General features: G+C 38.7%; 23 protein-coding genes. 10 read left to right on the top strand and 13 right to left on the bottom strand.

The genetic code is table 11. The annotated features are described in order from the left end of the window. Window positions 1-38: 38 nt before the first annotated feature. Both znuC and znuB read left to right on the top strand, forming a co-directional pair. Window positions 39-764, top strand: a complete 726-nt coding sequence (gene znuC / locus GWI58_RS11065) for a zinc ABC transporter ATP-binding protein ZnuC (protein WP_004242756.1) — start codon at window positions 39-41, stop codon at window positions 762-764. Further along, window positions 757-1,542, top strand: coding sequence for a zinc ABC transporter permease subunit ZnuB (gene znuB, locus GWI58_RS11070; protein ID WP_004247983.1), 786 nt, complete (start codon window positions 757-759; stop codon window positions 1,540-1,542). Before znuC ends, znuB begins: the two co-directional genes overlap by 8 nt. Window positions 1,543-1,639: 97 nt before the next feature. Here znuB and ruvB read toward each other — a convergent pair whose 3' ends face one another. From ruvB to aspS, 6 genes are all read right to left on the bottom strand, one after another. Further along, entirely contained in the window at window positions 1,640-2,650 is a 1,011-nt protein-coding gene (gene ruvB, locus GWI58_RS11075; protein WP_004242732.1) for a Holliday junction branch migration DNA helicase RuvB, read from the bottom strand. A 12-nt stretch (window positions 2,651-2,662) separates the two neighbouring features. Further along, on the bottom strand, window positions 2,663-3,286 hold the full coding sequence (gene ruvA / locus GWI58_RS11080; RefSeq protein ID WP_004242731.1) for a Holliday junction branch migration protein RuvA: 624 nt from the start codon (window positions 3,284-3,286) through the stop codon (window positions 2,663-2,665). A gap of 102 nt (window positions 3,287-3,388) precedes the next feature. Next, window positions 3,389-3,910 (bottom strand): crossover junction endodeoxyribonuclease RuvC, encoded by a 522-nt coding sequence (gene ruvC, locus GWI58_RS11085; protein ID WP_004242730.1) that lies wholly within the window; start codon window positions 3,908-3,910, stop codon window positions 3,389-3,391. 124 nt (window positions 3,911-4,034) lie between these two features. Next, a complete protein-coding gene (locus tag GWI58_RS11090; RefSeq protein WP_004242729.1) occupies window positions 4,035-4,790 on the bottom strand; it encodes a YebC/PmpR family DNA-binding transcriptional regulator in 756 nt (251 codons plus the stop codon). A 28-nt stretch (window positions 4,791-4,818) separates the two neighbouring features. Continuing rightward, window positions 4,819-5,253, bottom strand: a complete 435-nt coding sequence (nudB, locus tag GWI58_RS11095; protein WP_004247981.1) for a dihydroneopterin triphosphate diphosphatase — start codon at window positions 5,251-5,253, stop codon at window positions 4,819-4,821. 3 nt (window positions 5,254-5,256) lie between these two features. After that, window positions 5,257-7,041: an aspartate--tRNA ligase gene (aspS, locus tag GWI58_RS11100; protein WP_004247980.1), complete on the bottom strand. Its 1,785-nt coding sequence runs from the start codon at window positions 7,039-7,041 to the stop codon at window positions 5,257-5,259. Window positions 7,042-7,308: 267 nt separating this feature from the next. On the opposite strand from aspS, the gene GWI58_RS11105 reads away from it, so the two are divergent. From GWI58_RS11105 to GWI58_RS11125, 5 genes are all read left to right on the top strand, one after another. Then, complete coding sequence (locus tag GWI58_RS11105; protein ID WP_004242719.1) at window positions 7,309-7,707, top strand: MAPEG family protein; 399 nt, start codon at window positions 7,309-7,311, stop codon at window positions 7,705-7,707. 184 nt (window positions 7,708-7,891) lie between these two features. Then, complete coding sequence (cmoA, locus tag GWI58_RS11110) at window positions 7,892-8,641, top strand: carboxy-S-adenosyl-L-methionine synthase CmoA (RefSeq protein WP_004242718.1); 750 nt, start codon at window positions 7,892-7,894, stop codon at window positions 8,639-8,641. Window positions 8,642-8,643: 2 nt separating this feature from the next. Continuing rightward, window positions 8,644-9,618 (top strand): tRNA 5-methoxyuridine(34)/uridine 5-oxyacetic acid(34) synthase CmoB, encoded by a 975-nt coding sequence (cmoB, locus tag GWI58_RS11115; protein ID WP_110229268.1) that lies wholly within the window; start codon window positions 8,644-8,646, stop codon window positions 9,616-9,618. A 336-nt stretch (window positions 9,619-9,954) separates the two neighbouring features. Beyond that, window positions 9,955-11,517, top strand: a complete 1,563-nt coding sequence (locus tag GWI58_RS11120) for an ATP-binding cassette domain-containing protein (protein ID WP_161769184.1) — start codon at window positions 9,955-9,957, stop codon at window positions 11,515-11,517. Window positions 11,518-11,871: 354 nt separating this feature from the next. Continuing rightward, a complete protein-coding gene (locus GWI58_RS11125) occupies window positions 11,872-13,461 on the top strand; it encodes a phosphodiester glycosidase family protein (RefSeq protein ID WP_110229270.1) in 1,590 nt (529 codons plus the stop codon). Window positions 13,462-13,516: 55 nt separating this feature from the next. On the opposite strand, the gene cutC is transcribed toward GWI58_RS11125, so the two are convergent. Both cutC and GWI58_RS11135 read right to left on the bottom strand, forming a co-directional pair. Then, a complete protein-coding gene (cutC, locus tag GWI58_RS11130; RefSeq protein WP_004242710.1) occupies window positions 13,517-14,269 on the bottom strand; it encodes a copper homeostasis protein CutC in 753 nt (250 codons plus the stop codon). 166 nt (window positions 14,270-14,435) lie between these two features. Then, window positions 14,436-14,990, bottom strand: coding sequence for a VOC family protein (locus GWI58_RS11135; RefSeq protein WP_004242708.1), 555 nt, complete (start codon window positions 14,988-14,990; stop codon window positions 14,436-14,438). 172 nt (window positions 14,991-15,162) lie between these two features. Here GWI58_RS11135 and argS point away from each other — a divergent pair, with 172 nt between their 5' ends. Further along, window positions 15,163-16,893, top strand: a complete 1,731-nt coding sequence (gene argS, locus GWI58_RS11140) for an arginine--tRNA ligase (RefSeq protein WP_004242704.1) — start codon at window positions 15,163-15,165, stop codon at window positions 16,891-16,893. A gap of 148 nt (window positions 16,894-17,041) precedes the next feature. Here the strand turns inward: argS and GWI58_RS11145 are convergent, their stop codons facing one another. The 3 genes from GWI58_RS11145 to rimJ all read right to left on the bottom strand — a co-directional run bounded on the left by GWI58_RS11145 (window position 17,042) and on the right by rimJ (window position 20,641). Next, complete coding sequence (locus GWI58_RS11145; RefSeq protein ID WP_004247976.1) at window positions 17,042-17,314, bottom strand: hypothetical protein; 273 nt, start codon at window positions 17,312-17,314, stop codon at window positions 17,042-17,044. Between the two features lie 1,039 nt (window positions 17,315-18,353). Beyond that, a complete protein-coding gene (gene murJ / locus GWI58_RS11150; RefSeq protein ID WP_004242702.1) occupies window positions 18,354-19,889 on the bottom strand; it encodes a murein biosynthesis integral membrane protein MurJ in 1,536 nt (511 codons plus the stop codon). Window positions 19,890-20,059: 170 nt separating this feature from the next. Beyond that, the gene (rimJ, locus tag GWI58_RS11155; protein WP_004251376.1) at window positions 20,060-20,641 is read right to left on the bottom strand and encodes a ribosomal protein S5-alanine N-acetyltransferase; all 582 of its coding nucleotides are present in this window, start codon (window positions 20,639-20,641) and stop codon (window positions 20,060-20,062) included. 194 nt (window positions 20,642-20,835) lie between these two features. Here rimJ and mdtH point away from each other — a divergent pair, with 194 nt between their 5' ends. Continuing rightward, the gene (gene mdtH, locus GWI58_RS11160) at window positions 20,836-22,038 is read left to right on the top strand and encodes a multidrug efflux MFS transporter MdtH (protein ID WP_161769185.1); all 1,203 of its coding nucleotides are present in this window, start codon (window positions 20,836-20,838) and stop codon (window positions 22,036-22,038) included. A 41-nt stretch (window positions 22,039-22,079) separates the two neighbouring features. Beyond that, window positions 22,080-22,634, top strand: coding sequence for a lipoprotein (locus GWI58_RS11165; RefSeq protein ID WP_004247972.1), 555 nt, complete (start codon window positions 22,080-22,082; stop codon window positions 22,632-22,634). A gap of 237 nt (window positions 22,635-22,871) precedes the next feature. Here the strand turns inward: GWI58_RS11165 and GWI58_RS11170 are convergent, their stop codons facing one another. After that, window positions 22,872-23,429 carry a TorD/DmsD family molecular chaperone gene (locus GWI58_RS11170; protein ID WP_004247971.1) on the bottom strand — a complete coding sequence of 186 codons (558 nt, stop codon included), beginning with the start codon at window positions 23,427-23,429 and terminating at the stop codon, window positions 22,872-22,874. Between the two features lie 223 nt (window positions 23,430-23,652). Continuing rightward, complete coding sequence (locus GWI58_RS11175) at window positions 23,653-24,261, bottom strand: 2OG-Fe(II) oxygenase (RefSeq protein WP_094959137.1); 609 nt, start codon at window positions 24,259-24,261, stop codon at window positions 23,653-23,655. Between the last annotated feature and the right edge of the window lie 200 nt (window positions 24,262-24,461).

Consider the following 24,461-nt stretch of genomic DNA (forward strand, 5'->3'; position numbering starts at 1 on the left):
TATTATAACGTTTCAATGATTCTGCAAGTGCTAATTTTATGTCTGACTTAATTCGTTTAAAATCGGTTGGTGTCTCTTTTGGTGAAAGCGTTATTCTAAAAGATATCTCTTTTAATCTAAAAGCAGGCCGTATTCTTACCTTACTTGGCCCTAATGGTGCGGGTAAGTCAACGATTATTCGTTTGGTTTTAGGGTTGTTGGCTCCCTCTTCTGGAAAGATTGAACGTCAACATAGTTTACGTATTGGCTATGTACCTCAAAAACTCTATCTCGATCCAACTATGCCATTGACAGTCAAACGGTTTATGACCTTAAAACCGGGTGTTAAAGATAAAGATATTTTACCTGCTTTAGAACGAGTCAATGCGGCAAAATTAATAAACGCCCCTATGCAAAAATTATCAGGGGGTGAATCGCAACGTGTTTTACTCGCCCGAGCTTTGCTTAATCAACCACAACTGTTAGTGCTAGATGAACCCACTCAAGGGGTTGATGTAAATGGTCAATTAGCCCTCTATGATTTAATTAATCAGCTTCGCAATGAATTAGGCTGCGCAATTTTAATGGTGTCACATGACTTACATCTGGTTATGGCTAAAACAGATGAAGTGCTCTGTTTAAATGGTCATATCTGCTGCTCAGGTACACCAGATGTGGTTTCTTCTCACCCTGAATTTATAGCTATGTTTGGTAGTCGTGGTGCTGAACAACTGGGTATTTATCGTCATCATCACCAACATAATAAGGAGTGTCATCATGATTGAGTTGCTGTTACCGGGCTGGATCGCCGGTATGCTCTTAGCGATGGCCGCAGGTCCATTAGGCTCCTTTGTTGTTTGGCGCAGAATGTCCTATTTTGGCGATACCCTCGCCCACGCCTCTTTATTAGGGGTCGCTTTTGGCCTGCTGTTTAATATCGAGCCTTTTTATGCCGTTATTGCCGTAACTTTGCTGTTAGCTATTTTATTAGTTTGGTTAGAACTAAAGCCTCAACTTTCTGTTGATACCTTGTTAGGTATCATGGCTCATAGCGCCCTTTCATTAGGGCTTGTTGTCGTCAGTTTAATGGCCAATGTTCGTGTTGATTTAATGGCGTATCTCTTTGGTGATTTACTCTCCGTTAATTACCAAGATGTGATCAGTATTTTTATTGGTGTCGTTATTGTTTTATTAGTGATTATCCGTTCATGGCGTCCACTTCTTTCAATGACTATTAATCAAGATATGGCTTTTGTCGATGGTGTGAATATTCAACGCGAACGTTTAAAATTAATGATGATCACCGCATTAACAATTGGGTTGGCAATGAAATTTGTTGGTGCACTTATCATTACGTCACTATTGATTATTCCCGCAGCAACAGCGCGCCGTTTTTCACGTTCACCAGAACAGATGGCAGTGATTGCCGTCGCTGTAGGTATGTTTGCTATCACTGGGGGATTAACTTTCTCTGCATTCTATGACACCCCTGCAGGCCCATCAGTAGTATTAGCCGCCAGTAGTTTATTTGTATTGAGCTTGCTTGTACCAGCAAAGCAGTAGTTGTTTAGCGTTTATCTTATAAACTAAACAAAAAAATAGCCTTTGCTAATTTATAGCAAGGGCTATTTTTTTAATAGAAAATGCGCGAATATGTTTATTAAGGTGCTTCCATAATACGATTAAAGTGACGATAAGCATGATTTGTGGCTACCCGACCACGGGGGGTGCGTTGAATAAAACCTTGCTGAATTAAATAAGGCTCTAATACATCTTCGATAGTTTCACGCTCTTCACCAATAGCTGCCGCAAGATTATCAAGCCCTACGGGGCCACCCATAAATTTATCAATAATGGCAAAGAGCAGTTTTCGGTCAAGATAGTCAAAACCGGCAGCATCAACATTAAGCATATCGAGTGCTTTAGACGCGATATCTTCATCAATTTCGCCATTACCTTTGACTTGAGCAAAGTCTCTTACTCGGCGTAATAAGCGGTTAGTAATACGCGGTGTACCTCGTGAACGCATAGCAATTTGTCGCGCCCCTTCTGCGGTTATTTCTAACCCCATAAAGCTGGCACTACGTGCAACAATATGCTGTAAGTCATCGACATTATAGAATTCAAGGCGTTGTACAATACCGAAACGGTCACGTAATGGAGAGGTTAACGAGCCAGCTCGGGTCGTCGCCCCAACTAAAGTAAATGGCGGTAAGTCGATTTTAATAGAGCGTGCTGCCGGCCCTTCACCAATCATAATATCAAGTTGATAATCTTCCATTGCCGGATAGAGTATTTCTTCAACAACGGGCGAGAGTCGATGAATTTCATCAATAAACAGTACATCATGAGGCTCAAGATTGGTTAGCATAGCGGCAAGATCGCCGGCTTTCTCTAATACAGGCCCTGAGGTTGTACGTAAATTAACGCCCATCTCATTGGCAATAATATTAGCCAGCGTGGTTTTACCAAGCCCCGGCGGGCCAAAGATAAGTAAGTGATCTAAGGCATCATGACGTAGTTTAGCCGCCTGAATAAAGATTTCCATCTGTTCACGAACTTGTGGTTGTCCCACATATTCAGCAAGCAGCTTAGGACGAATAGCCCTATCGATAATTTCTTCTTCAGGTTGTTGTATATCTGCTGAAATCAGGCGATCTGCTTCAATCACAATCAATTACTCCTAAATCGCTGCGCGTAATGCTTCTTTGATAAGTGTTTCACTATCAGCACCCGCCGTTGCTACCCGACTAATCATCTTGGCAGCTTCTTGTGGTTTATAACCTAAGGCAATTAAGGCAGCGGAAGCTTCTGCTTCAATATCTGCAGCAGATGGCGCTTTCGATGATGCACTGGCTGGTAGCTCAATATCGCCGTTTTGTTCAAATAGATCGCCATTAAGCCCTTTGAAGCGATCTTTCATTTCAACCACTAATCGTTCTGCGGTTTTTTTACCGACTCCCGGTAATTTAACTAATGAGGAGATGGATTCATTTTCAATTGCGGTGACAAATTGGCGTGCAGACATTCCTGATAAAATAGCCAGTGCTAGCTTAGGCCCTACACCATTGACTTTTATCAATTCACGAAACAATGCCCGTTCTTGTTTTTGATTAAAACCATATAGTAATTGCGCATCTTCACGAACAATAAATTGTGTGTAGATAATCGCCTCTTGACCAATATCAGGTAACTCATAAAAACAGGTCATAGGCATATTTATTTCATAACCCACCCCATTACCCGCTTCGATCAGCACCACTGGTGGCTGTTTTTCAAGAATAACGCCTCTAATACGTCCTATCACCCTAACGCCTCCGCAAAAATATTGACGCCAAATTTATAACATAAAAAAAGCTGGACGTATATCCAGCCTGCGAAAAACTAATCTGTTTTACCAACAGATAGCCTATCTTAACCTTCCTCGCGTTAAAACAAGACGCGGATCACCTACACGCAATAAGTTTTGATTAAAGTGGCAGTGTGTAATCGCAATCGCTAGCGCATCGGCAGCATCTGCCTGTGGCGCTGCAGATAGTTTTAAGATTGAGCGTACCATATGTTGTACTTGGCTTTTATCGGCTCCCCCTGTTCCTACCACACTCTGTTTTACTTGACGTGCCGCATATTCAAATACGGGAAGATCATTATTGACTGCCGCTAAAATCGCCACACCTCTTGCTTGGCCTAATTTTAATGCCGAGTCTGCATTTTTTGCCATAAAGACTTGTTCAACAGAAAATACATCGGGTGAAAATTGAGTGATGATTTCACTGACTCCCGCATAAATGCGTTTCAGTCGGCTTGGTAGATCAGGAACCTGTGTACGAATACATCCGCTTCCTAAATAGATAAGTTGTCGCCCTTGTTGGCGAATTACGCCATATCCCGTGACACGAGAGCCAGGGTCAATACCTAAAATAATAGCCATAACAATTCCTATGGCGGATAAGGTCGATGGCGAGAGAAAAGAGCAAATACACTTGCTCTGCTCTTCTCTTCGCACTATTCAACGCAGTGTAAAACACCACTATTGGCCGTTATCGTGATACCAATTACAGAATATCTTCCAGTTGTTTTGCAACTTCATCAGAGATATCACCGTTGTGATACACTTCTTGCACATCGTCGCTATCTTCTAGCATATCGATAAGGCGCATTAATTTTGGTGCGGTATCAATATCAAGCTCTGCTTTTGTTGATGGGATCATGGAAACTTCCGCTGATTCAGCGACAAAACCCGCAGCATCCATGGCATCTTTTACTTCACCGAAAGCTTCAGGGGTTGTGTAAACGTCAATAGCACCATCATCATAAGTTTCAACGTCTTCTGCACCTGCTTCTAGTGCGGCTTCCATGACGGCATCTTCATCAACACCCGGTGCATAAGAGATAACACCTTTTTTGGTAAAGAGATAAGATACCGAACCGTCCGTTCCTAAGTTACCACCTGTTTTGGTGAAGGCATGGCGAACATCGGAAACAGTACGGTTACGATTATCACTTAAACATTCAACCATAACAGCAGTACCACCAGGGCCGTAGCCTTCATAAATGATGGTTTCCATATTATCGTTTTCATCATTTCCCGCACCGCGAGCAATCGCGCGGTTTAGTGTGTCACGAGTCATGTTGTTAGATAATGCTTTATCAACTGCCGCACGTAGACGTGGGTTAGTTGCAGGATCACCACCACCTAAGCGTGCTGCTGTAACTAATTCACGAATAATTTTAGTGAAAATCTTACCGCGTTTCGCATCTTGCGCTGCTTTACGGTGTTTAGTATTGGCCCATTTACTATGACCTGCCATGAAAATATCTCCAAACGTGGTCTAATAATTAAATAACAAATTCTTCAATCGCTTGCTGATTGCTGGCTGACTTAGTTAATTTTGCCGCCAGTGGCGCATCTAACCATTGGTATTGCGTATGCTCAGTCAGTTCAATTTCCCGTTCAGAGGGAAGTGCTAACATAAACCAATGTTCCTGACAATGTGTCACATTAGGCGCATAACGATGGCGAAAGTGTGCGAATATCTCAAAAATAATTGAACGATGGCAATCCACCAGCTCAAGATTTTCTTTTATGATATCAATTCCTACTTCTTCCTGCACTTCTCGTAATGCGGCCTGATAAGGTGTTTCGCCCTCTTCAAGGCTCCCTGTCACAGATTGCCAGAAATCAGGATCATCTCGACGCTTCAGCATAAGCACCCGCTTAGTCTGTTTGGCATAGATAACAACTAAAACACATACTGGGTGCTTATATTTCATCATTTACTCGTTATCTGTGCTAACTTCTTTTTCTGTCACTTGAATAGCCAGCTCTTTTAACGCGTCTTCATTTGCAAAACTTGGTGCATTGGTCATTAAGCAAGCCGCTGCCGTGGTTTTCGGGAACGCGATAACATCACGGATATTATCTGTTCCTGTTAATAACATCACTAAGCGGTCTAAACCAAATGCTAACCCGGCATGCGGTGGTGTACCAAATTTTAGCGCATCTAATAAGAAACCGAATTTCTCACGTTGCTCATCCGGAGTAATACCTAAAATGCTAAATACCGCTTGTTGCATTTCATTACGATGGATGCGCACTGAGCCACCACCAACTTCATAACCGTTAATAACCATATCATAGGCATTAGCTACAGCGCCTACAGGATGTGCGGTTAGCTCTGCCGGCGTGAGATCTTTTGGTGAAGTAAATGGATGGTGCATTGCACTCAGGCTGCCGGTATCTTCATCTTCTTCAAACATTGGGAAATCAATAACCCACAGTGGTTTCCATGCGTTAAGATCGGTTAGTTCCAGATCACGACCGACTTTCAGGCGCAACGCTCCCATAGCATCACTCATGGTACCTTGACGACCCGCACCAAAGAAAATTAAGTCGCCATCTGTTGCATTTGTTGCCGCTAAGATGCTGTTAACCACATCATTAGTCAGGAATTTAGCAATGGGGCTTTGTACCCCTTCAATACCTTTTGCCTTTTCGTTGACTTTCATCCACGCTAGGCCTTTGGCACCATAAATACTGACAAATTGAGTATATTCGTCGATATTTTTACGAGTTAACGATGCACCACCCGGTACACGTAACGCGATAACACGACATTTTTCATCATTAGCCGCTTGTGCAAAGACGCTAAACTCAACATTTTTCACTAAATCAGCGATATCGATGAGTTCCATTGGGTTACGTAGGTCTGGTTTATCAGAGCCGTAACGACGCATAGCCTCAGCAAAGGTCATGACAGGGAATGCCCCTAAATCAACATTCAGGATATCTAGCCACAATGCGTGGATCATACGCTCCATCACTTCACGCACTTGTTCTGCGGTCATGAAAGAGGTTTCAACATCGATTTGGGTAAATTCAGGTTGGCGATCAGCACGTAAATCTTCATCACGGAAACATTTTACGATTTGATAATAGCGATCAAAACCAGACATCATTAACAGCTGTTTGAAAAGCTGTGGTGATTGAGGTAATGCGTAGAATTTACCTTTATGAACACGACTTGGTACTAAATAGTCACGCGCACCTTCTGGCGTTGCTTTAGTTAGCATTGGCGTTTCTACATCAAGGAACCCTTCACCATCCATAAAGCGACGAACAAAACTTGTGATTTTCGCACGAGTTTTTAGGCGTTGTGACATTTCAGGGCGACGTAAATCTAAATAACGATAAGTTAAACGACGCTCTTCTGTATTCGTTTGGTTGCTATCTAAAGGTAGCGCTTCAGAACGGTTAAAAATAGACAGCGATTCTGCCGCTAGTTCAATTTCACCTGTTGCCATATTTTTATTAACTTGGCTATCAGGGCGAGCACGTACTGTTCCTGTGACTTGAATACAAAATTCATTACGCAGTTCTGAAGCCTGTGAAAATGCCTCTTTCTGCTCTGGGTCAAAAAAGACCTGAACGATACCTTCACGATCTCGCATATCAATAAAGATAAGTCCACCTAAGTCACGGCGGCGGTTAACCCAACCACAAAGAGTCACTTTTTGGCCCACATGGGCGCTATTCAACTGCCCACAATAATTAGTACGCATACAATATCCTTTTACTCAGCTTGTTGTGCTTTCTGCTGCGGAAATTTTGGCAATAGTCTTTTTCGAGTAGTGTCAAAAAAAAGGCAGACATTATAACGAAAATTCTTCCCGACGATAAGAGTATAGACCTAGATTATATGATACATCTTTTCAAGGATTTGCTAATCCCCAAATAATTAATTAATAATAATTATTTATAGCGACATAAATCGCTTTGAGGTTTATCATTAAATTCGCCGTTTTTTTAGTTTTGGCAATGGAGAAAAGATGGTTAGCTCGCTTTATATCGTATTGGGCGCACTATTATTGATTAAATTGTCCCTAAATGTTGTAAAACTTAGAACACAATATCGAGTTGCATACGGTGATGGTGGTTTTTATGAGTTACAAACCGCTATTCGCGTCCATGGTAATGCAGTGGAATACATCCCTATTTCTATGATTTTATTACTTATCATGGAAATGAATGGCGCCTTTGTTTGGATGGTACATATTTGTGGCTCCATTTTAATAGCCGGTCGTCTTCTTCACTCTTACGGGTTGAAACACCGCGAGATACGCTGGCGTCGCTCTGGCATGGCCGCAACCTATTTATCAATGGTCTTAATGATCCTTGCTAATATTTACTTCCTGCCTTGGATACAAATTTTTTCCTTCTACTATTAATACCACAAGGAAAATATGATCATCCATGATCACAATAGACATCCTTGCTGTTGAGTCTAATAACGGCAAGGTATCGAAAAGGTTTACCTGTTTTTCTAATTTATTTCTAAATAATGCAACTTTGTGAGCAACGTCGCTTCTGGTAGAATACCCGCTTCTTTTATTCTTTAAGTCTATTTTAGTTATGTCTAATTCAAAATCAGCACCACAAGACAACTTATTTGCGACACCTATTGCTAATCTTGGTGACTGGCGCTTTGATGAAAAAGTCGCTGAAGTGTTCCCTGATATGATCAAACGCTCAGTGCCCGGTTACTCCAATATTATTTCCATGATAGGCATGTTAGCGGGTCGTTTTGTCACCCCTCATAGCCAAGTTTATGACTTAGGATGTTCGTTAGGTGCTGCTACCCTTTCTATGCGTCGTAATATCGATGTAGCGGGATGTAAAATTATTGGTGTTGATAATTCACCTGCGATGGTTGAGCGTTGTCAACGTCATATTGATGCTTATAAAGCAGCAACACCCGTTGAAATTATTGAAGGCGATATCCTTGATATTGACATTAATAATGCCTCAATGGTTGTCCTTAATTTCACCTTACAATTTTTAGCCCCTGATAATCGCCAAAGATTATTAAATCGAATTTACCAAGGGTTAAATCCTGGTGGGGTTTTAGTGTTATCAGAAAAATTCAGTTTTCAAGATAAACAAATTGGTGAATTACTGTTTAATATGCACCACGACTTTAAACGTGCTAATGGCTACAGTGAATTAGAGATTAGTCAAAAACGTAGTATGTTAGAAAATGTGATGCTCACTGATCCTGTTGAAACACATAAATCACGCTTACATCAAGCAGGCTTTCCTCATGCTGAAGTTTGGTTCCAATGTTTTAATTTTGGCTCTCTGTTAGCCATTAAAGGCGAATAATCATGATAAATTTTAGCTCATTTTATCAACATATTGCGCAAGATGAACGGTTATTTCATTGGCTTGATACGCTGCCGGCACAATTATCAGAATGGCGCGCCCATGCTTTACATGGCCATTTTGCTTCATGGGAAAGAATGCTGGAAAACTTACCTGAGATTACTCCCTCTGAACTTAATTTAAAGCAAGGTGTTATCGCCAATAAAACCCCAGCATTAAGTACCGGTGAACAACTTGGTTTAACGAATATTCTAAAAGCGTTAATGCCATGGCGCAAAGGCCCTTTTTCTCTTTATGGTGTCAATATTGATACTGAATGGCGTTCAGATTGGAAATGGGATCGCGTATTGCCCCATCTTTCGCCTCTTAAAGGCCGATTAGTTTTAGATGTTGGTTGTGGCAGTGGTTATCATATGTGGCGGATGCTTGGTGAAGGGGCTGATTTTGTTGTCGGTATCGATCCCACTCAGCTCTTTTTATGCCAATTTGAAGCAGTCAGAAAATTATTAGGTAACGATCAGCGTGCCCATTTAATCCCTGTCGGCATTGAACAAATGCCAGAACTAAATGCTTTTGATACAGTATTTTCAATGGGGGTTCTTTACCACCGTCGTTCACCACTTGATCATCTTTGGCAATTGAAAAATCAGCTCGTTTCTGGTGGTGAATTAGTATTAGAGAGTCTTGTGATTGATGGTGAGGAGTTCCAATGTTTAATTCCTGGTGAGCGCTATGCACAGATGCGTAATGTGTACTTTATACCGTCAGCCAAAATGCTCAAAGTATGGTTAGAAAAATGCGGTTTTAAAGATGTACGCATTGTTGATGAAAATGTCACATCACTTGAAGAGCAACGTAAAACAGATTGGATGGTGACTGATTCATTAGAAGCATTCTTAGATCCTCTCGATCACACCAAAACCGTTGAAGGCTATCCAGCTCCTAAACGGGCAATTTTAATTGCGACTAAACCTTAATTAACCACGTGTCATTTCTATAAAAAGGGTATTTATCAATAATACCCTTTTTATAACCTGTTGGTTTTATTTTCTGTTTATATAAAATCCCCGTGTCTATAAACAATAAATTTTATATGAGTATTGATTAAGGTTTTTTTGTCATTATAATTCTCCATGATTTTATCTTTTTTCTCTCCAAGAGGTACTTCCCTACAATGAACTAAATTCTGCCAGAAAATTCTCTCAATACCGTTTTGGTATCCATTTTCTGTTACTGGCAGACACTCGTTTATTGCTCTATAAACTCAATTAAGATCATTGCTGTCTGCCACCTATTTTTTAGGAGGCTTAATTATGACGATCGCCTGTCAATTTTCTCAGCTTAATATTGAATTCAATCAAGAAGCGCTTTTCCCACCGCTGACTCATTCACTGACTTGCCAAAGAAATGCTTTAATTGGTCAGAACGGTAAAGGAAAATCGGTGCTGTTAAAATTGTTAGCACAAAAACTATTGCCTTCATCAGGCCATATCATGTGGCGTATGCCTTTTATTCATGTCGATCAGCTTACCCGCCTAACAGGTAATACCATTGCTGATGCTTTAGGTATAGAGACTTTTTTTCAAGCATTTAAGCGGGTTGATAACGGCAGTGCTTCATTAGAAGATTTTGAGTTACTTGAAGATAAGTGGCATTTGCCCATGACTTGGCAAAATTTACTTCATTCAGCACAACTGCCGGTTTCACTTGATACACCTATTGCCCACTTAAGTGGTGGTGAGCAAACGCGTTTAGCATTATGTCAGGCTTTTTTACATGACGATCATTTTCTATTATTAGATGAACCAGATAACCATCTTGATCATCAAGGTCAGCAATGGCTCGTTGAACAATTAATGCATCATAAATCAGGTGTATTATTTATTAGCCATAATCGACATTTATTATCTTATGCTGAAAATATATTTGAACTGAGTGAAAAAGGCTTACAAGAATATGGCGGTAATTATTCGCTTTATGAAACACAAAAAAATGCGCAAATAGCCTCAATCGAAGCTGCAAATGAGCGTATCAATAGTCAAATAAAACAGGAAAAACGCCAACAACATGTAACATTACAAAAAGCATTACAGCGACGTAAACAAGGTGAAAAGATAAGAAACAGCGGCTCTCAATCACTGTTACTTCTTGATATGCAAACCAATCGAGCTGAGAAAAAACAGTCATCAATAGCTAAACGACATCAGCGCGTTATGGATGATATGCAGTCACAAAAACAACAGTTAGAACAGGAGTTAACTCATATTCATCAGCAAAAATTAATATTAAACTATCAAAGTGATGGACATCGGTTAAATGTATTTGCCACAGAGCTTGTTTTACCTTTTGGCAAGCAAACTCCCTACTCCTTTTCCGCTTATGGTGGTGAACATTGGCATATACAAGGTAAAAATGGCAGCGGTAAGTCAACCTTATTAAAATGTTTAATGGGCAAGCTATCCCCGTTATCCGGCGAATATCGTCTCAACCCAAATTATTGCTATCTTGATCAACATTTAACTTTATTAGATAAATCATTACCCGTTGCTGAAGCGCTATATCAATATCAGCCATTAATGACCATTGAGCAGTGGCGCACAAAACTGGGTATGTTACGTATTCGAGGTAACAAGTCTTTATTTCCTTTAGAAACACTCAGTGGCGGTGAGCAATTAAAAGCAACACTATTAGCATTAATTTATAGTCCTCAACCCCCTGCCGTTTTATTATTAGATGAACCAGATAATTATTTAGATTTAGACTCTAAACAGTTATTGGAAAATTTATTATTTCAATATAAAGGAACATTATTATTAATCTCTCACGATGAAGATTTTGTTAAACAATGTGGTATAACAAATACATTATTACTCTAATAGCAACATACCAAACTAATTAGCCCCCACTTTAAAACAGTATAGACGCTAGAAGCAATAAAAAATTTTAGCGTCTTTACTACTAATAATCTTTTTATTTTTAATCTTAACGATAAATATTATTAGCAGCTTCTATTGTTTTATTTTATTTTTTGGATATTTATTTTTAACAGTCTGTTAATTATAAAACTTAACTCAATAAACACTATTTCAATATTATTCTCCACTGTGAGGAATTTTATAATATAAAAAGCAGTAAAACATTTGCTAACTTTAATCTTTAACTTATTCATTATTAATGAGGATCTATTTTAATTTTTATCAAATTATTGTTAGCCAAATGGAGAAAACTTTATGTTAAAACATTATTTATTAGCCATTATTATAGGGTGCAGTATATTTCCTGCCTTCTCTGCCACTGTGCCATCAAAGCAAGATAATAGTCCCGCGCCAGCAGCAAAATGGAATTGCTGGGGAAGAAAAGAAGTGAATATGTCTAATCGAAATATCAATAATAAATCGGTCAGTTTAAAGTTAAGTACTGATATTTGTGATAGAAAAGATCTAAGACCATTATTTATCGATGTTTATCTACACAAGATATCCTTTAAAGGGGCGAAATACGATGGGATAACTATTGATATTATCGCCAATGCCACTCATAAATTAACAGGGAAAACACAAGAAATAAGATCAACAGAAAATATTAATAACATAGATGAACATGTGCAGAGATTGCAGTTTAGCGCAGTGCGTTCGGGAGATTATAACGTAGATATAAAACAGATATGGCTTATTTTTAGGGAGCATGGTAAAGCAGTAGGTTCATTTCAGATAACAGGGGATAATGCTCGTAATGGCGAGGCTTATATCGAATCTCATATCACCTATAATGCAATGCTTTCTCTCATTGAGAACGCAAAATCAGAAACATTAACAACAGGAAAACCAAGTCATATCGTTTTTGGTGGTCATTATGAAATACCAATGAATGCAGGCTCAGGAACCTATACATTAGCCAATAACGGCAATCTACTGATTATTCCTAGGATCCATGAAAAAGAAAAATACCTTATTCCTCATCTATTAGGTGATACTCATCAAGGCGAGGCAGCCCGCTGCGAAGGTAATACAAATGCTAAAACACAGGATGGCACTTCACAGACTGCGGAGCTTTATACCCCAGAACAGGCATGGATAAAGCTGGGTAAACCGTTAGTGGCTTTAAATGCAAACTATTTTGATGTTCGTCCTCAACTCAATAACACCACTTGGCAGAGTAATCTTTGCTCAGTGCCATTAGGGATATATTACGATAATATCGCGCAAGGGCCCACTCATGGTACTCATAACGAGCCCAATCAGTTTTTTGCAGGGCCTAATTACTTTATCAATAACAATAATGAACAAATCGCATTAGATGCACTGTTTTGGGTGTTAGATCAAACATCTAGGATAGATATCTACTATAGCAAAAAAGTATCTGATCCTGCGATTGAACTGTATGCCAATGAACTCTCTTTATCAGGATATCACTTTATTGCTATATCAGGATCCGGTTTACCTGTTCGCGGATTAACACCACTCCCTACCCCTGATTCTGGCGATTCAGAGACAACCCGACTCGCAATGGGTGCTGATGATAACAATAGCCTTATTTATATTTTCCAAGGAGGTAGTTATAGAGAGGGAATAAGCCGCAATGATCTGCATCATTTATATTATGGTCTTAGCATTGCGCAATCTATGGAGTTAGATGGCGGTGGTTCAGCTGCGCTGGCTTTAAAGGCAGATGAATTCACAGTGAGAGGTGATACAAGGCCTGATTCATCTTGTAACGAAGCAGGTTTGTGGTGCTCTTTGATAACACAACCTGACGGAAAACATCGCCCCGTTCCATCTTGGATTGGTCTGGCTATTAATAATCTAGCTATTGGTCAATGAGTTTAATAAAGGGAGTGAAACACTATCACTCCCTTTCGATTTATAAAAGATTATATTAATTAACAGATGTTGTATAAATACTCATAATGTCCTTCATTGCTCCCACCACATCTTCATCCACACAATAATGGGTAAATTCATCCACTTCGCTGTCTGAACTCATGGTGACCCCCGCTTTACGATAATTCATTGTCGAGGGTGCCTGTTTTCCCGCTGAGCTATGGATCTCTTGTAATCCCGAGTCTAAAAATTTCTGAATATTACTTAAACGAACTCCCGCCCCCGCCATGATAATCGGCCCTTGGGTTTTTTCATTCAGTGTTCTTAATAGAGGTAAGCCTAATTCAGCATTAGCTTGCTGACCTGAGGTTAAAATACGAGCAACACCTAATTGAGTCAGCTGATCTAACGCTAGCAATGGATTAATACACATATCAAAAGCGCGATGAAACGTAATGGCTAAAGGCCCTGCTAATTCCATCAAAATCGCCATTTTAGGTAAATCAATGTGACCTTCTTCATTTAATATACCAACCACAGCACCGGAAAACCCCATATCACGGATCATACTGATATCGTTTTTCATCGCAGCAAAATCGGCTTGGCTATAACAAAAATCACCACCACGCGGACGAATAATAGGATGAACGGGGATACGAACGAGATCTATGACTTGTTTTAATATTCCATAACTCGGTGTTACACCCCCTTCTGACGGGCTTGTACACAGCTCAATTCTATCAGCCCCCGAACGTTCTGCGATCAGTGCGCATTCTGCACCAAAGCAGCAAATCTCCAGTTTTGCCATACCACCCCTCTCTATCCTTAATACAGAAAGCAATTAGAAAATAACGATATTTCTCAGCAACTACTATCAGTAATTGTTAATAATAGTTGTCGAATATCGTTACTCATTCAATTCCAATATCAGAATTTTGTGCTGATACAAGCAATTTATTTTCTAAAAATGTTGTTCAACACTCACTTTCTACAATTTTCAGTAAGGAATATGGGTGATACTTTATGGTAACGATACCATCGGTTATGGCAACGGTTGGATTAGGTAAACGTTCTTTTTCAGCTTTAGGTTCACTTATTTTAATTTTAATCCCTTCAGGTAAAGGATGGGGTAATAATGTCATCACCTTTTCAACTAATTTTTCAGGGGCAACATTTATTACCTGTTCAATATGTTCCCAACCTTGATATTGGTATTTCTTATCTGTTGGGTAAGGTAACTCAACAATAGATATTTGCTGGCCTAACAGTGTTAAAGGTGAGGCTAGCTTAAAGAGATAAATAGGTCGCCCATTAATCATATTATCTGAAATACACTCGCCACATTGACTTAAGCCATTACGCCACTGTTCTGCTAACGCCAAATCGTGACAACGTAACGATATATGATCGGTTTGATAAGCATCAAGGTCGAGGGATAGTTTATTCGCCAGTAGAGTTAAATTTTTTGCAAATAGAGGAAGCTCTTGCGTTAAGTTATTTAAGAAAGGAATTGCGGAAAAAAGCACCATGATAAGTAACCTAAGAGAAAAAACAGAGAAAAACCCTTAAAGATAAGGCGCAGATAGTAGCATGTTCTAGCTAGAATATGTTATAAATTCAAGGTTAAATTCATATTCTTTATAAAAACCTGTCTGGCTAATGTCGTCAGGTTTTATTTTCTCAATAATTTAAGGTAACCCGGTGAATATTCAGGCTTTTCTTTCAGAAAAAATCAGTATGGCGATGAGCGCTGCTGGCGCCCCTGCTGATAGCGAACCACTTGTCCGTCAGTCAGCTAAAGTGCAATTTGGTGACTATCAGGCGAATGGTGTCATGGGAGCGGCAAAAAAAATGGGTATCCCACCCCGACAACTCGCAGAAAAAATTCTGGAACACCTTGATATCACAGATATTGCAGATAAAGTTGAAATAGCAGGCCCTGGTTTTATCAATATCTTCTTATCACCCGTTTGGGTTGCACAACAAGCCGAATTCGCATTAGCGGATGAGCACCTTAATATTACCAAGGTAACCCCTGAAACGATTGTGATTGACTACTCATCACCTAACGTTGCAAAGCAAATGCATGTGGGTCACTTGCGTTCAACCATTATTGGTGATGCCAGCGCACGTACTCTCTCTTTTTTAGGTCATAATGTTATTCGCGCTAATCACCTTGGTGATTGGGGTACGCAATTCGGTATGCTGATTGCTTATTTAGAGAAAAAGCAAAATGAAAATGCCGCAGATATGGCATTAGCGGATCTCGAAGAGTTTTACCGTGAAGCTAAGAAATGTTATGACGAAGATGAAGTATTCGCTGAACGTGCCCGTAATTATGTCGTTAGGCTACAAGGTGGTGATGAATACTGCCGTACTATGTGGCGCAAGCTTGTCGATATCACAATGCAACAAAATCAGCTAACTTATCAACGCCTTAATGTCACTTTAACCGAAGATGATATTATGGGTGAAAGTCTTTATAACCCAATGTTGCCGGGTATTGTTGCTGATCTTAAAGCAAAAGGTCTTGCTGTTGAAAGTGAAGGCGCTACTGTTGTTTTCCTTGATGAATATAAAAACAAGGAAGGCGAACCAATGGGAGTCATTATCCAGAAAAAAGATGGTGGTTACCTTTATACAACAACGGATATTGCCTGTGCTAAATATCGCCATGAACAATTACATGCAAACCGCGTATTATATTACATCGACTCACGTCAACATCAGCATTTAATGCAAGCTTGGACTATTGTCCGTAAAGCAGGCTATATTCCTGATAGTATGTCACTCGAACACCATATGTTTGGCATGATGTTAGGTAAAGATGGGCGTCCATTTAAAACGCGCTCGGGTGGCACAGTACGTTTAACTGACTTACTCGATGAGGCTCATGAAAGAGCATTAACATTAATTCGCGAAAAAAATCCTGATATGGATGAAGAGGAATTAAATAATATTGCTCGTGTAGTGGGCATTGGTGCTGTTAAATACGCAGATTTATCAAAGAACAGAACCACCGATTATATTTTCGATTGGGATCTGATGTTAAGTTTTGAAGGTAATACTGCACCTTATATGCAATATGCCTATACTCGTGTTGCCTCTATCTTTAAACGTGCAGAAATAGATGAAAGCGCATTAACCCAGCCTATCTCATTAACACAGCCTCATGAAAAACAACTGGCACTACGTTTAGTACAGTTTGACGAGACTATCACGCAGGTTGCACGTGAAGGTACACCTCATGTGATGTGTGCATACTTATATGATTTAGCGCAGTCCTTCTCAGGTTTTTACGAGAACTGCCCTATTCTATCGGCCGAAGATGACAATGTACGCCAAAGCCGTCTTAAGCTAGCACGTTTAACAGCAAGAACCTTAAAGCAAGGCTTAGAGACTTTAGGTATTGAAACTGTCGATAGAATGTAATTAAGCCATTATATTTATCTAAAAAAACCGATGGTGAAATCACCATCGGTTTTTCATTATAGAAACTTAATAGATAGAAACTTAATAGCGAGTTGATTAACCGTTACTATCTTAACTAACAATAAACCATGCCTTGATGCTAATATCACTAGTCTTCATTAGCCGTGATCACATCCTCACAGAGAAGACCAGAAACATCTTTAACATCAATCCAACCATCAACACTGTCTATTGGCTTATCTGGGCTGTATAAGCGCTGATCAACATCTTTTGCCGTAAAGCTGACTTGTTCATTAGTTTTATTAAATACGCCGACACAGTTAACGGGTGTCAGTTGAGAGGTTTTGATTTTTCCATCTGCAGTACAACCAGCAAGAAATAATGTGGCTAATGATACCGAAAGGATAATGGCCTTTTTCATAATCGCTCCTAAAACACACTTTATTTTTTAGTGTGATAAAATACTCGTTAAATGATTATTTAGTAGTTTTTATTCTACATATTCAACGGTTATAACGCTTGATAGCTTAGTTAATTATAATAAATTAGATAGAAAATAATTTGCGTTATAGAGCTATTAATAGAAAAAATAAAGAAAGGTATTCAAGAATAAGAAAAGAGAGGGAAAAACAGAAAACAAAGACGGGAGAAATGAAAAAACCACTATAAGGTTTTAGACCTAAAATGAGTAGTTATAACTACTTACCAATCACAGATCCAAAATAAATTTCATTATTAACACAATCTACTGTTCACTGCTTATCCCTAGCAATCGCATTATCTATCCGAAGCGCAGACAAAATAGATATGATTGCTTTCAGTAGTACTGAACGATAACAAGCAAATAACTTTACAGTCACTGTTAATCTACCTGAATGAAAAAATAATAATATGTCTCAAATCAAAGAATTCAAATGTTTTAAAATATAGCTCAACATTTTGAAATATTCGTAATATCTCATCATTTAGTAAGAAATATTTAACAGATGTGTCAATTTTTAAACCTAAACAACACAAGAGAGTTTATCTAAAAAAAGATAATTTGTCAAAGCGTAAGTTGCTAGAAAATAGCGTCTATTTTTTTACTTTATGTAAAATATCACTTAAAGTACACAATTTGTCTAAACCCGTCATCTTTAAAATATGTTAAGTTTTTCTTATTAATTAACGGTTAAATATGGGCTAATATAAGCAAAAAATGGAAAATTTATTTATTTGACAGAAAAAAAATTAATAAAAAAATAAACATTTATCTCTTGTTTTCCTTCACGACTATTCGCTAGAAAGTTTAATTATGTATTTTATTGCGTAAATTACATGGTATAAATGTGATCTAGATAACAATATTTTTTGTCTAAAATAAGAGAAAAGTACTAACTATAGGTGATGTTAAATAGCGGTAATAAATAGACAACGCCCCACTTTGTTACACTCAGTGAGGCGCCAGTTTGACAATAAAATTATAATGCTCGTAGAGAAAAATGTTTCGGTCTAAATCCAACAGCATATAAAGTGACAAAATAACTTGCGGCACCAGCTACAACAACAAGTAATAAACGTAAAATACGCATTAGCATATTCCCTTGTTGCCAATCAGGCATCACCCATAGCATGCCGACTAATACAGCACTCATCACAGCTAACGCAATAGCAAGTTTTAATAAAAAGATAGGCCAACCCGCTAATGGTTGATAAATATCTTGTTTACGGATTTGCCAAAATAGCATTCCTGCATTAAAACAAGCGGCTAATCCAATCGAAAGAGCCAGTCCCACATGCTTTAAACTCCCAACAAAAGCAAGGTTCATTAATTGAGTCAAAATAAGCGTTGCAATGGCAATTTTAACCGGGGTTTTAATATCTTGGCGAGAATAAAAGCCCGGTGCTAATATTTTTATAATAATTAACCCCATTAACCCAATGCAATACGCCACTAATGCTTGTTGAGTCATTAGCGCATCGTGCCCATTAAAATTACCATATTGAAATAACGAAATGGTTAAAGGGCCTGATAATAAAGCCAAACCCAAGGTACAAGGTAAAGCCAATAAAAAACAAAGCCTTAATCCCCAATCCATTAATTTCTGATATTCTTGTGTGTTGCCGCTGGCAAAACTTTTAGATAATGAAGGTAATAGAATTGTTCCTAATGCCACCCCTAACACACCAGTAGGAAGTTCCATTAGGCGATCAGCGTAATACATCCAAGAGACTGAGCCAGACACCAAGAATGAGGCAAAAATAGTATTGATGATCAGCGAAATTTGGCTGACAGAAACCCCTAAAATAGCGGGTCCCATCAATTTAATAACACGCCACACTCCGCTATTTTTAAACGAGATCCGCGGTAATACCAACATCCCTATTTTTTTCAGATGCGGAAGTTGATACCCCAACTGTAAAATTCCTCCCGCTAAAACAGCCCAAGCAAGCGCCATAATAGGTGGATCACAATAAGGAGCAACAACGAGAGCAAAAAAGATCATACTCACGTTTAACAACGTAGGTGCAAAAGCTGGAACAGAAAAGCGATTCCAAGTATTTAAAATAGACCCTGTTAATGATGCTAATGAAATTAATAAAATATAGGGAAAGGTGATTTTCAATAGATCCGTTGTGAGTTGGAATTTATCCGCTGAATCCGCAAAACCGGGGGCCGTAATATAAATAACCCACGGTGCGGCAACTATCCCTATTACTGTGACAATCGCTAAGATCAACGTCAGCATTCCCGATACATAAGCAATAAAGGTACGAGTTGCCTCTTCTCCCTGTTGACTTTTATACTCCGCTAAAATAGGAACAAAAGCCTGTGAAAATGCGCCTTCGGCAAAAATGCGTCGCAATAGATTAGGTAGTTTAAATGCAACAAAAAAGGCATCGGTTGCCATACCTGCGCCAAAAATACGCGCAATAATCGCATCACGAATAAAGCCCAGTACTCGTGAAAACATCGTCATCGAACTCACTGCAGCCAGTGATTTAAGTAAATTCATAGTTCATTCTAGTGTTTGTTGTGGTAAGGAATAAAAAGAAAGAGACTATACTCCGTCTCTCACACTGAAAAATCAATCATCAACTTGCTAGGAATACACTTAACTGTTTTTTTGATCAAAAAATAGTTCGCCTTAGTCAAAAAACTCAATATTTTAATGTATATTCGCCATTATCCTTTGGGAAAAGGACGAGTTGTTAATGCGGTAAGCACATGATCACGCCATTCTTGATTTATCTGCAGATAATTTTTAGCGTAACCTTCTCGTTCAAAGCCATGTTTAGCCAATAAATTACCACTGCGTAAATTATGAGGCATATAATTTGCCATAATACGATGCATTCCTTGTTGACGTTGCATAAAGCGTAATGTTTCATGCAATGCTTCTGACATATAGCCTTGCCCTTGCCACTTCTCACCGACTGAATAACCTAAAAAGCAGGCATTAAAAGCACCACGCATGACATTGCTGTAATTAGCAACCCCTATGACTTCATCTTCTTTTGGCGTCAATAATAGAAAATGAAAAGCACTCTCTTGGCGGTGCAATTCATTTATATAAAGTAAGCGGTGCTCCCACCCTGAAGGTAAATAGTGCGATTTATCTCTTACTGGCTCCCAAGGGATCAAGAAATGGCGGTTTAGTGTATAGTAATTAGCTAACTTCTCTGCATCTCTTTCATAAGCTAAGCGAACGATCATTCTTTTCGTTTCAAAACGAACTTTAGGGATCCCACTACGATAACCAAACATATCAGTCCTGTTGTATTTTTGATTAATCTTATTCTGAAGTAATCCTACTATTTCTAGCATTATCATCAATAAAAAAATATCATCTATAATAAGCTATCAATTAATAAAATTAACAGACAGAATAGATAAACAAAGCTCTGTCTTTGCCCTCCCTTTTATTTATTTTAAATCATTTGTTTAACTTATGGTGAATAATGGCACTGGTAACACAAGCTCGCACCTTGGGGAAATACTTTCTCCTCCTTGACAATATGCTGGTTGTTTTAGGATTTTTTGTCGTATTCCCTTTAATATCAATTCGGTTTGTTGAGCAATTAGGCTGGGCGGGTGTGATTGTCGGCTTTGCCCTTGGGTTAAGACAACTTGTTCAGCAAGGCTTAGGCATTTTTGGCGGTGCCATCGCCGACCGATTTGGTGCTAAACCGATGATTATTACCGGTATGCTATTACGTGCTCTTGGCTTTGCATTAATGGCTTTAGCGGATGAACCTTGGATCCTTTGGTTATCTTGTATTTTATCTGCACTCGGTGGCACTTTATTTGATCCACCAAGAACTGCCCTCGTGATAAAATTAACTCGCCCTTATGAACGCGGTCGGTTTTATTCTTTATTATTAATGCAAGATAGTGCGGGTGCCGTTATTGGGGCTTTAATTGGCAGTTGGTTACTCCTTTATGATTTCCATTTAGTTTGTTGGGTTGGCGCTGGCGTATTCGTTTTTGCGGCTATTTTTAATGCTTGGTTACTACCTGCCTATCGTATATCAACCACGAGAACACCGATAAAAGAAGGGCTAAAACGCGTTATTCTTGATAAACGTTTTGTTCAATATGTTCTTACTCTTACGGGATATTTTGTACTGTCGGTACAAGTTATGCTGATGTTTCCGATTGTTGTTAATGAAATTGCCGGCACCCCTAGCGCAGTAAAATGGATGTATGCGATTGAAGCTTTATTATCATTAACACTGCTTTACCCTATTGCCCGTTGGAGTGAAAAACATTTTCGCCTAGAACAACGCTTAATGGCAGGTTTATTTCTGATGAGTATCAGTATGTTTCCTGTGGGGATCACCCACTCATTACATGCCATATTTCTTATTATCACCCTATTTTACCTAGGCACTATTACCGCAGAGCCTGCTCGAGAAACATTAAGTGCCTCTTTAGCAGATCCTCGTGCTCGAGGCAGTTATATGGGTTTTAGTCGATTAGGGTTAGCTTTTGGTGGCGCGATTGGCTATACCGGAGGGGGATGGATGTATGATATTGGCAAACAACTTGAACTGCCTGAACTACCTTGGTTTTTATTAGGCACAATAGGGTTTATCACCCTTTACGCACTACATCGACAATTTAATCGTAAAAAAATTGAAACAGCCATGCTTACCCCATAGAGATCAGGTACACTTAGCGTGTTTACCATCAAGGAGTGTGTATGAAAGCTATTTTTTTGACTGCTTTATTTGTATTAACTAGTTTAGTGACTGGCTGTGATCAAATCAGACAATTTGATGTCAGTGAAAAAGTAATTAATGACTATCTGAGTCAAAAATCGGGATTACAAAAACACATTGGGGAAGACGGTGTTGTTTCTGCCGATATCACATTAAGTGATTTAGCGATCCAAATTGGTCGTACTGAGCCTGGAAAAGTGAGCTTTTCTGGTAGTGCTTCTCTTAAAATTGATTCTTTGTTTGGCAAAACTGGCGCGAATGTGAATTTAACTTTATCAGGCCAGCCCTTTTATCAAGCAGAGCTTGGGGCGATATATATCAAGTCAATGAAAATTGATAGCTATAAAGTGTCTCCTGAAAAAATGGAGCCGGTTGTAATGGCATTAAAACCTTACTTAGATACGACTATTGCGACTTATTTTGATAATCAGCCTGTTTATGTGCTCAACCCTGAAAAAAATAGTGCAGAAGCGGCTGCCTTTAAATTAGCAAAAGGGATTGAAGTTAAACCGGGTAAGTTTGTGATCCAACTTTAATCACAAAATGGTTAATTAAATATTTTTATCGTAATAAGGGCATTGGTTTTTATAAATATAAATAATTATAATGTATATTGAATATTAATCATGATGATGAGTCATAGGATTAATACTGATATAAATTAATTATTTTCTAGCCATAACATGCGCAATAAGCGAAACGGCACCCAAATAAGATAGCTATTTTAGGGTGCCGTTGAAAACATCAACGTTTTTATTATAGGATTTAATTATTTATTTTTCGTCTTCTTCATCTGATAATTCTTCTCGTAATGCAGAAAGTGCACCACGCGTAATTGCTGCTAAAGTACGATAAAAATTTGTTTTAGCATGCGCTTCAACCTTACCTAAAAAAGTTCCCGCCCAAGGTAATAGATAGTTGTCAAATAACTGTGTTTGTGCTAATACTTCATCTTGTGCGGCATTATCTTCAAGCCAAGAAGCGGCAAGTAACAACGCACCAAAGCTATCTGTCGCTGATCCGGTGACAGGCATACCTCGAGTGACTAAGAATTGACGAATATCTTGCTCTTTTATATCACCGTAATCATGTGCATAAAGAGATACTGCGGGTATTGGGTCAGCAAAAAGCGATTGGTAGTCAGCTTCTACTGCCGCTAAATCAGCTACGCTACTTTTTAACGTTTTGAACAGCTCATCTTGCTCTAATGGCCATAATTGGCTTAGTTTATCTTCCGCTATCATGGTTATGATCGGTGCTAAAATAGCATCACTCGGTGCACGTTGAAATAATGTACCTAATAGACGGCAGACAATCGAAAATTCATTCATTCTATTTTTACCCCATAAAGTTTGGTTTTATTGTCCTGTTAACCACCAGAAAATCAACAATTTTCTTTATTCTCTTTTCACTCTATTCCATTAATTACACATTATTTTCAGTCATTAATAACAGAAAAAGCGCGCTCTTATCATTAAGCTATATAGCCTAATATAAGAAACGCGCCTAATCCCATGTTATTTCTATTACGACAATAACACTTTATTGCATCATTTAGCTGGCGATATCGAGAAAATTATCTCTGACACCATTAACTCGAAACCACCCTGCAATACTGATCCTCTCTTTATGAGTAGGTAATACTTCATGTGGAAATTGTTCTGAAAGAAAAACCACTAAACGGCCACCTTGAGGGGCAACTGTCGCTAATTGATTATCATCCAGATCATAAATAACTAGTTCTCCACCATCTTGTTGTGTCCATTCATCATTAAGATATAACACTGTCGTTAAACGTCTTGTGACATTTTCTTTAAATGCATCAAGATGTTTTTTATAGAAAGCACCTTTTTCATAACAAGCGAAATGCGCTTCATATTCAAACAGCCCTAAAAAGAACTCACGATTAACTGCTCGTTGAATGCTTTCCATTTGCATAAGATAATGTTGAACTGGCTCTCCCATTTGCGGCTCTAGCCAACGAATTTTATCACTGCGTATCGTGGTTTCTGCTAATAGGTTTTCATGACGTCCTATACGTGCTTGTTGTGCATCATCACCAAAACAAGCACGTAATTGTTTAACCGCCTCTGGTGTAAGGAAGTCATCCCATACACACCAACCTTTATCTGCAATTTGTTCAAGAAGACTTGCTATATTCATTAGTCATATTGTCTGATTAACAGGGGAAACTATCTTATAGCACCATATTAAGCCAAATGACAATCTAATAAACTTATCCTTTCGATTACATGAATTTATTAGAACTAAATTCTATAAAAAAGAAAAACACATTGAAATATAAGATATTATTCCATAGAGAGCTATTATAAAAAACTAAAAAACATTGAATAATAATATAT

This window comes from Proteus sp. G2674 (assembly GCF_009915195.1).
GTDB classification, from domain to species: Bacteria; Pseudomonadota; Gammaproteobacteria; order Enterobacterales; family Enterobacteriaceae; genus Proteus; species Proteus mirabilis.

Bases quoted from the DNA above. Each gene is read 5' to 3' on its own strand.
- rimJ (WP_004251376.1), bottom strand. From the start codon at position 20,641: ATGTTTGGTTATCGTAGTGGGATCCCTAAAGTTCGTTTTGAAACGAAA.
- murJ (WP_004242702.1), bottom strand. From the start codon at position 19,889: ATGAATTTACTTAAATCACTGGCTGCAGTGAGTTCGATGACGATGTTT.
- GWI58_RS11120 (WP_161769184.1), top strand. From the start codon at position 9,955: ATGACGATCGCCTGTCAATTTTCTCAGCTTAATATTGAATTCAATCAA.
- nudB (WP_004247981.1), bottom strand. From the start codon at position 5,253: ATGAAATATAAGCACCCAGTATGTGTTTTAGTTGTTATCTATGCCAAA.
- cmoB (WP_110229268.1), top strand. From the start codon at position 8,644: ATGATAAATTTTAGCTCATTTTATCAACATATTGCGCAAGATGAACGG.
- GWI58_RS11170 (WP_004247971.1), bottom strand. From the start codon at position 23,429: ATGAATGAATTTTCGATTGTCTGCCGTCTATTAGGTACATTATTTCAA.
- cutC (WP_004242710.1), bottom strand. From the start codon at position 14,269: ATGGCAAAACTGGAGATTTGCTGCTTTGGTGCAGAATGCGCACTGATC.
- GWI58_RS11135 (WP_004242708.1), bottom strand. From the start codon at position 14,990: ATGGTGCTTTTTTCCGCAATTCCTTTCTTAAATAACTTAACGCAAGAG.
- znuC (WP_004242756.1), top strand. From the start codon at position 39: ATGTCTGACTTAATTCGTTTAAAATCGGTTGGTGTCTCTTTTGGTGAA.
- mdtH (WP_161769185.1), top strand. From the start codon at position 20,836: ATGGCACTGGTAACACAAGCTCGCACCTTGGGGAAATACTTTCTCCTC.
- GWI58_RS11125 (WP_110229270.1), top strand. From the start codon at position 11,872: ATGTTAAAACATTATTTATTAGCCATTATTATAGGGTGCAGTATATTT.
- znuB (WP_004247983.1), top strand. From the start codon at position 757: ATGATTGAGTTGCTGTTACCGGGCTGGATCGCCGGTATGCTCTTAGCG.
- ruvC (WP_004242730.1), bottom strand. From the start codon at position 3,910: ATGGCTATTATTTTAGGTATTGACCCTGGCTCTCGTGTCACGGGATAT.
- GWI58_RS11165 (WP_004247972.1), top strand. From the start codon at position 22,080: ATGAAAGCTATTTTTTTGACTGCTTTATTTGTATTAACTAGTTTAGTG.
- GWI58_RS11105 (WP_004242719.1), top strand. From the start codon at position 7,309: ATGGTTAGCTCGCTTTATATCGTATTGGGCGCACTATTATTGATTAAA.
- cmoA (WP_004242718.1), top strand. From the start codon at position 7,892: ATGTCTAATTCAAAATCAGCACCACAAGACAACTTATTTGCGACACCT.
- GWI58_RS11145 (WP_004247976.1), bottom strand. From the start codon at position 17,314: ATGAAAAAGGCCATTATCCTTTCGGTATCATTAGCCACATTATTTCTT.
- GWI58_RS11090 (WP_004242729.1), bottom strand. From the start codon at position 4,790: ATGGCAGGTCATAGTAAATGGGCCAATACTAAACACCGTAAAGCAGCG.
- aspS (WP_004247980.1), bottom strand. From the start codon at position 7,041: ATGCGTACTAATTATTGTGGGCAGTTGAATAGCGCCCATGTGGGCCAA.
- GWI58_RS11175 (WP_094959137.1), bottom strand. From the start codon at position 24,261: ATGAATATAGCAAGTCTTCTTGAACAAATTGCAGATAAAGGTTGGTGT.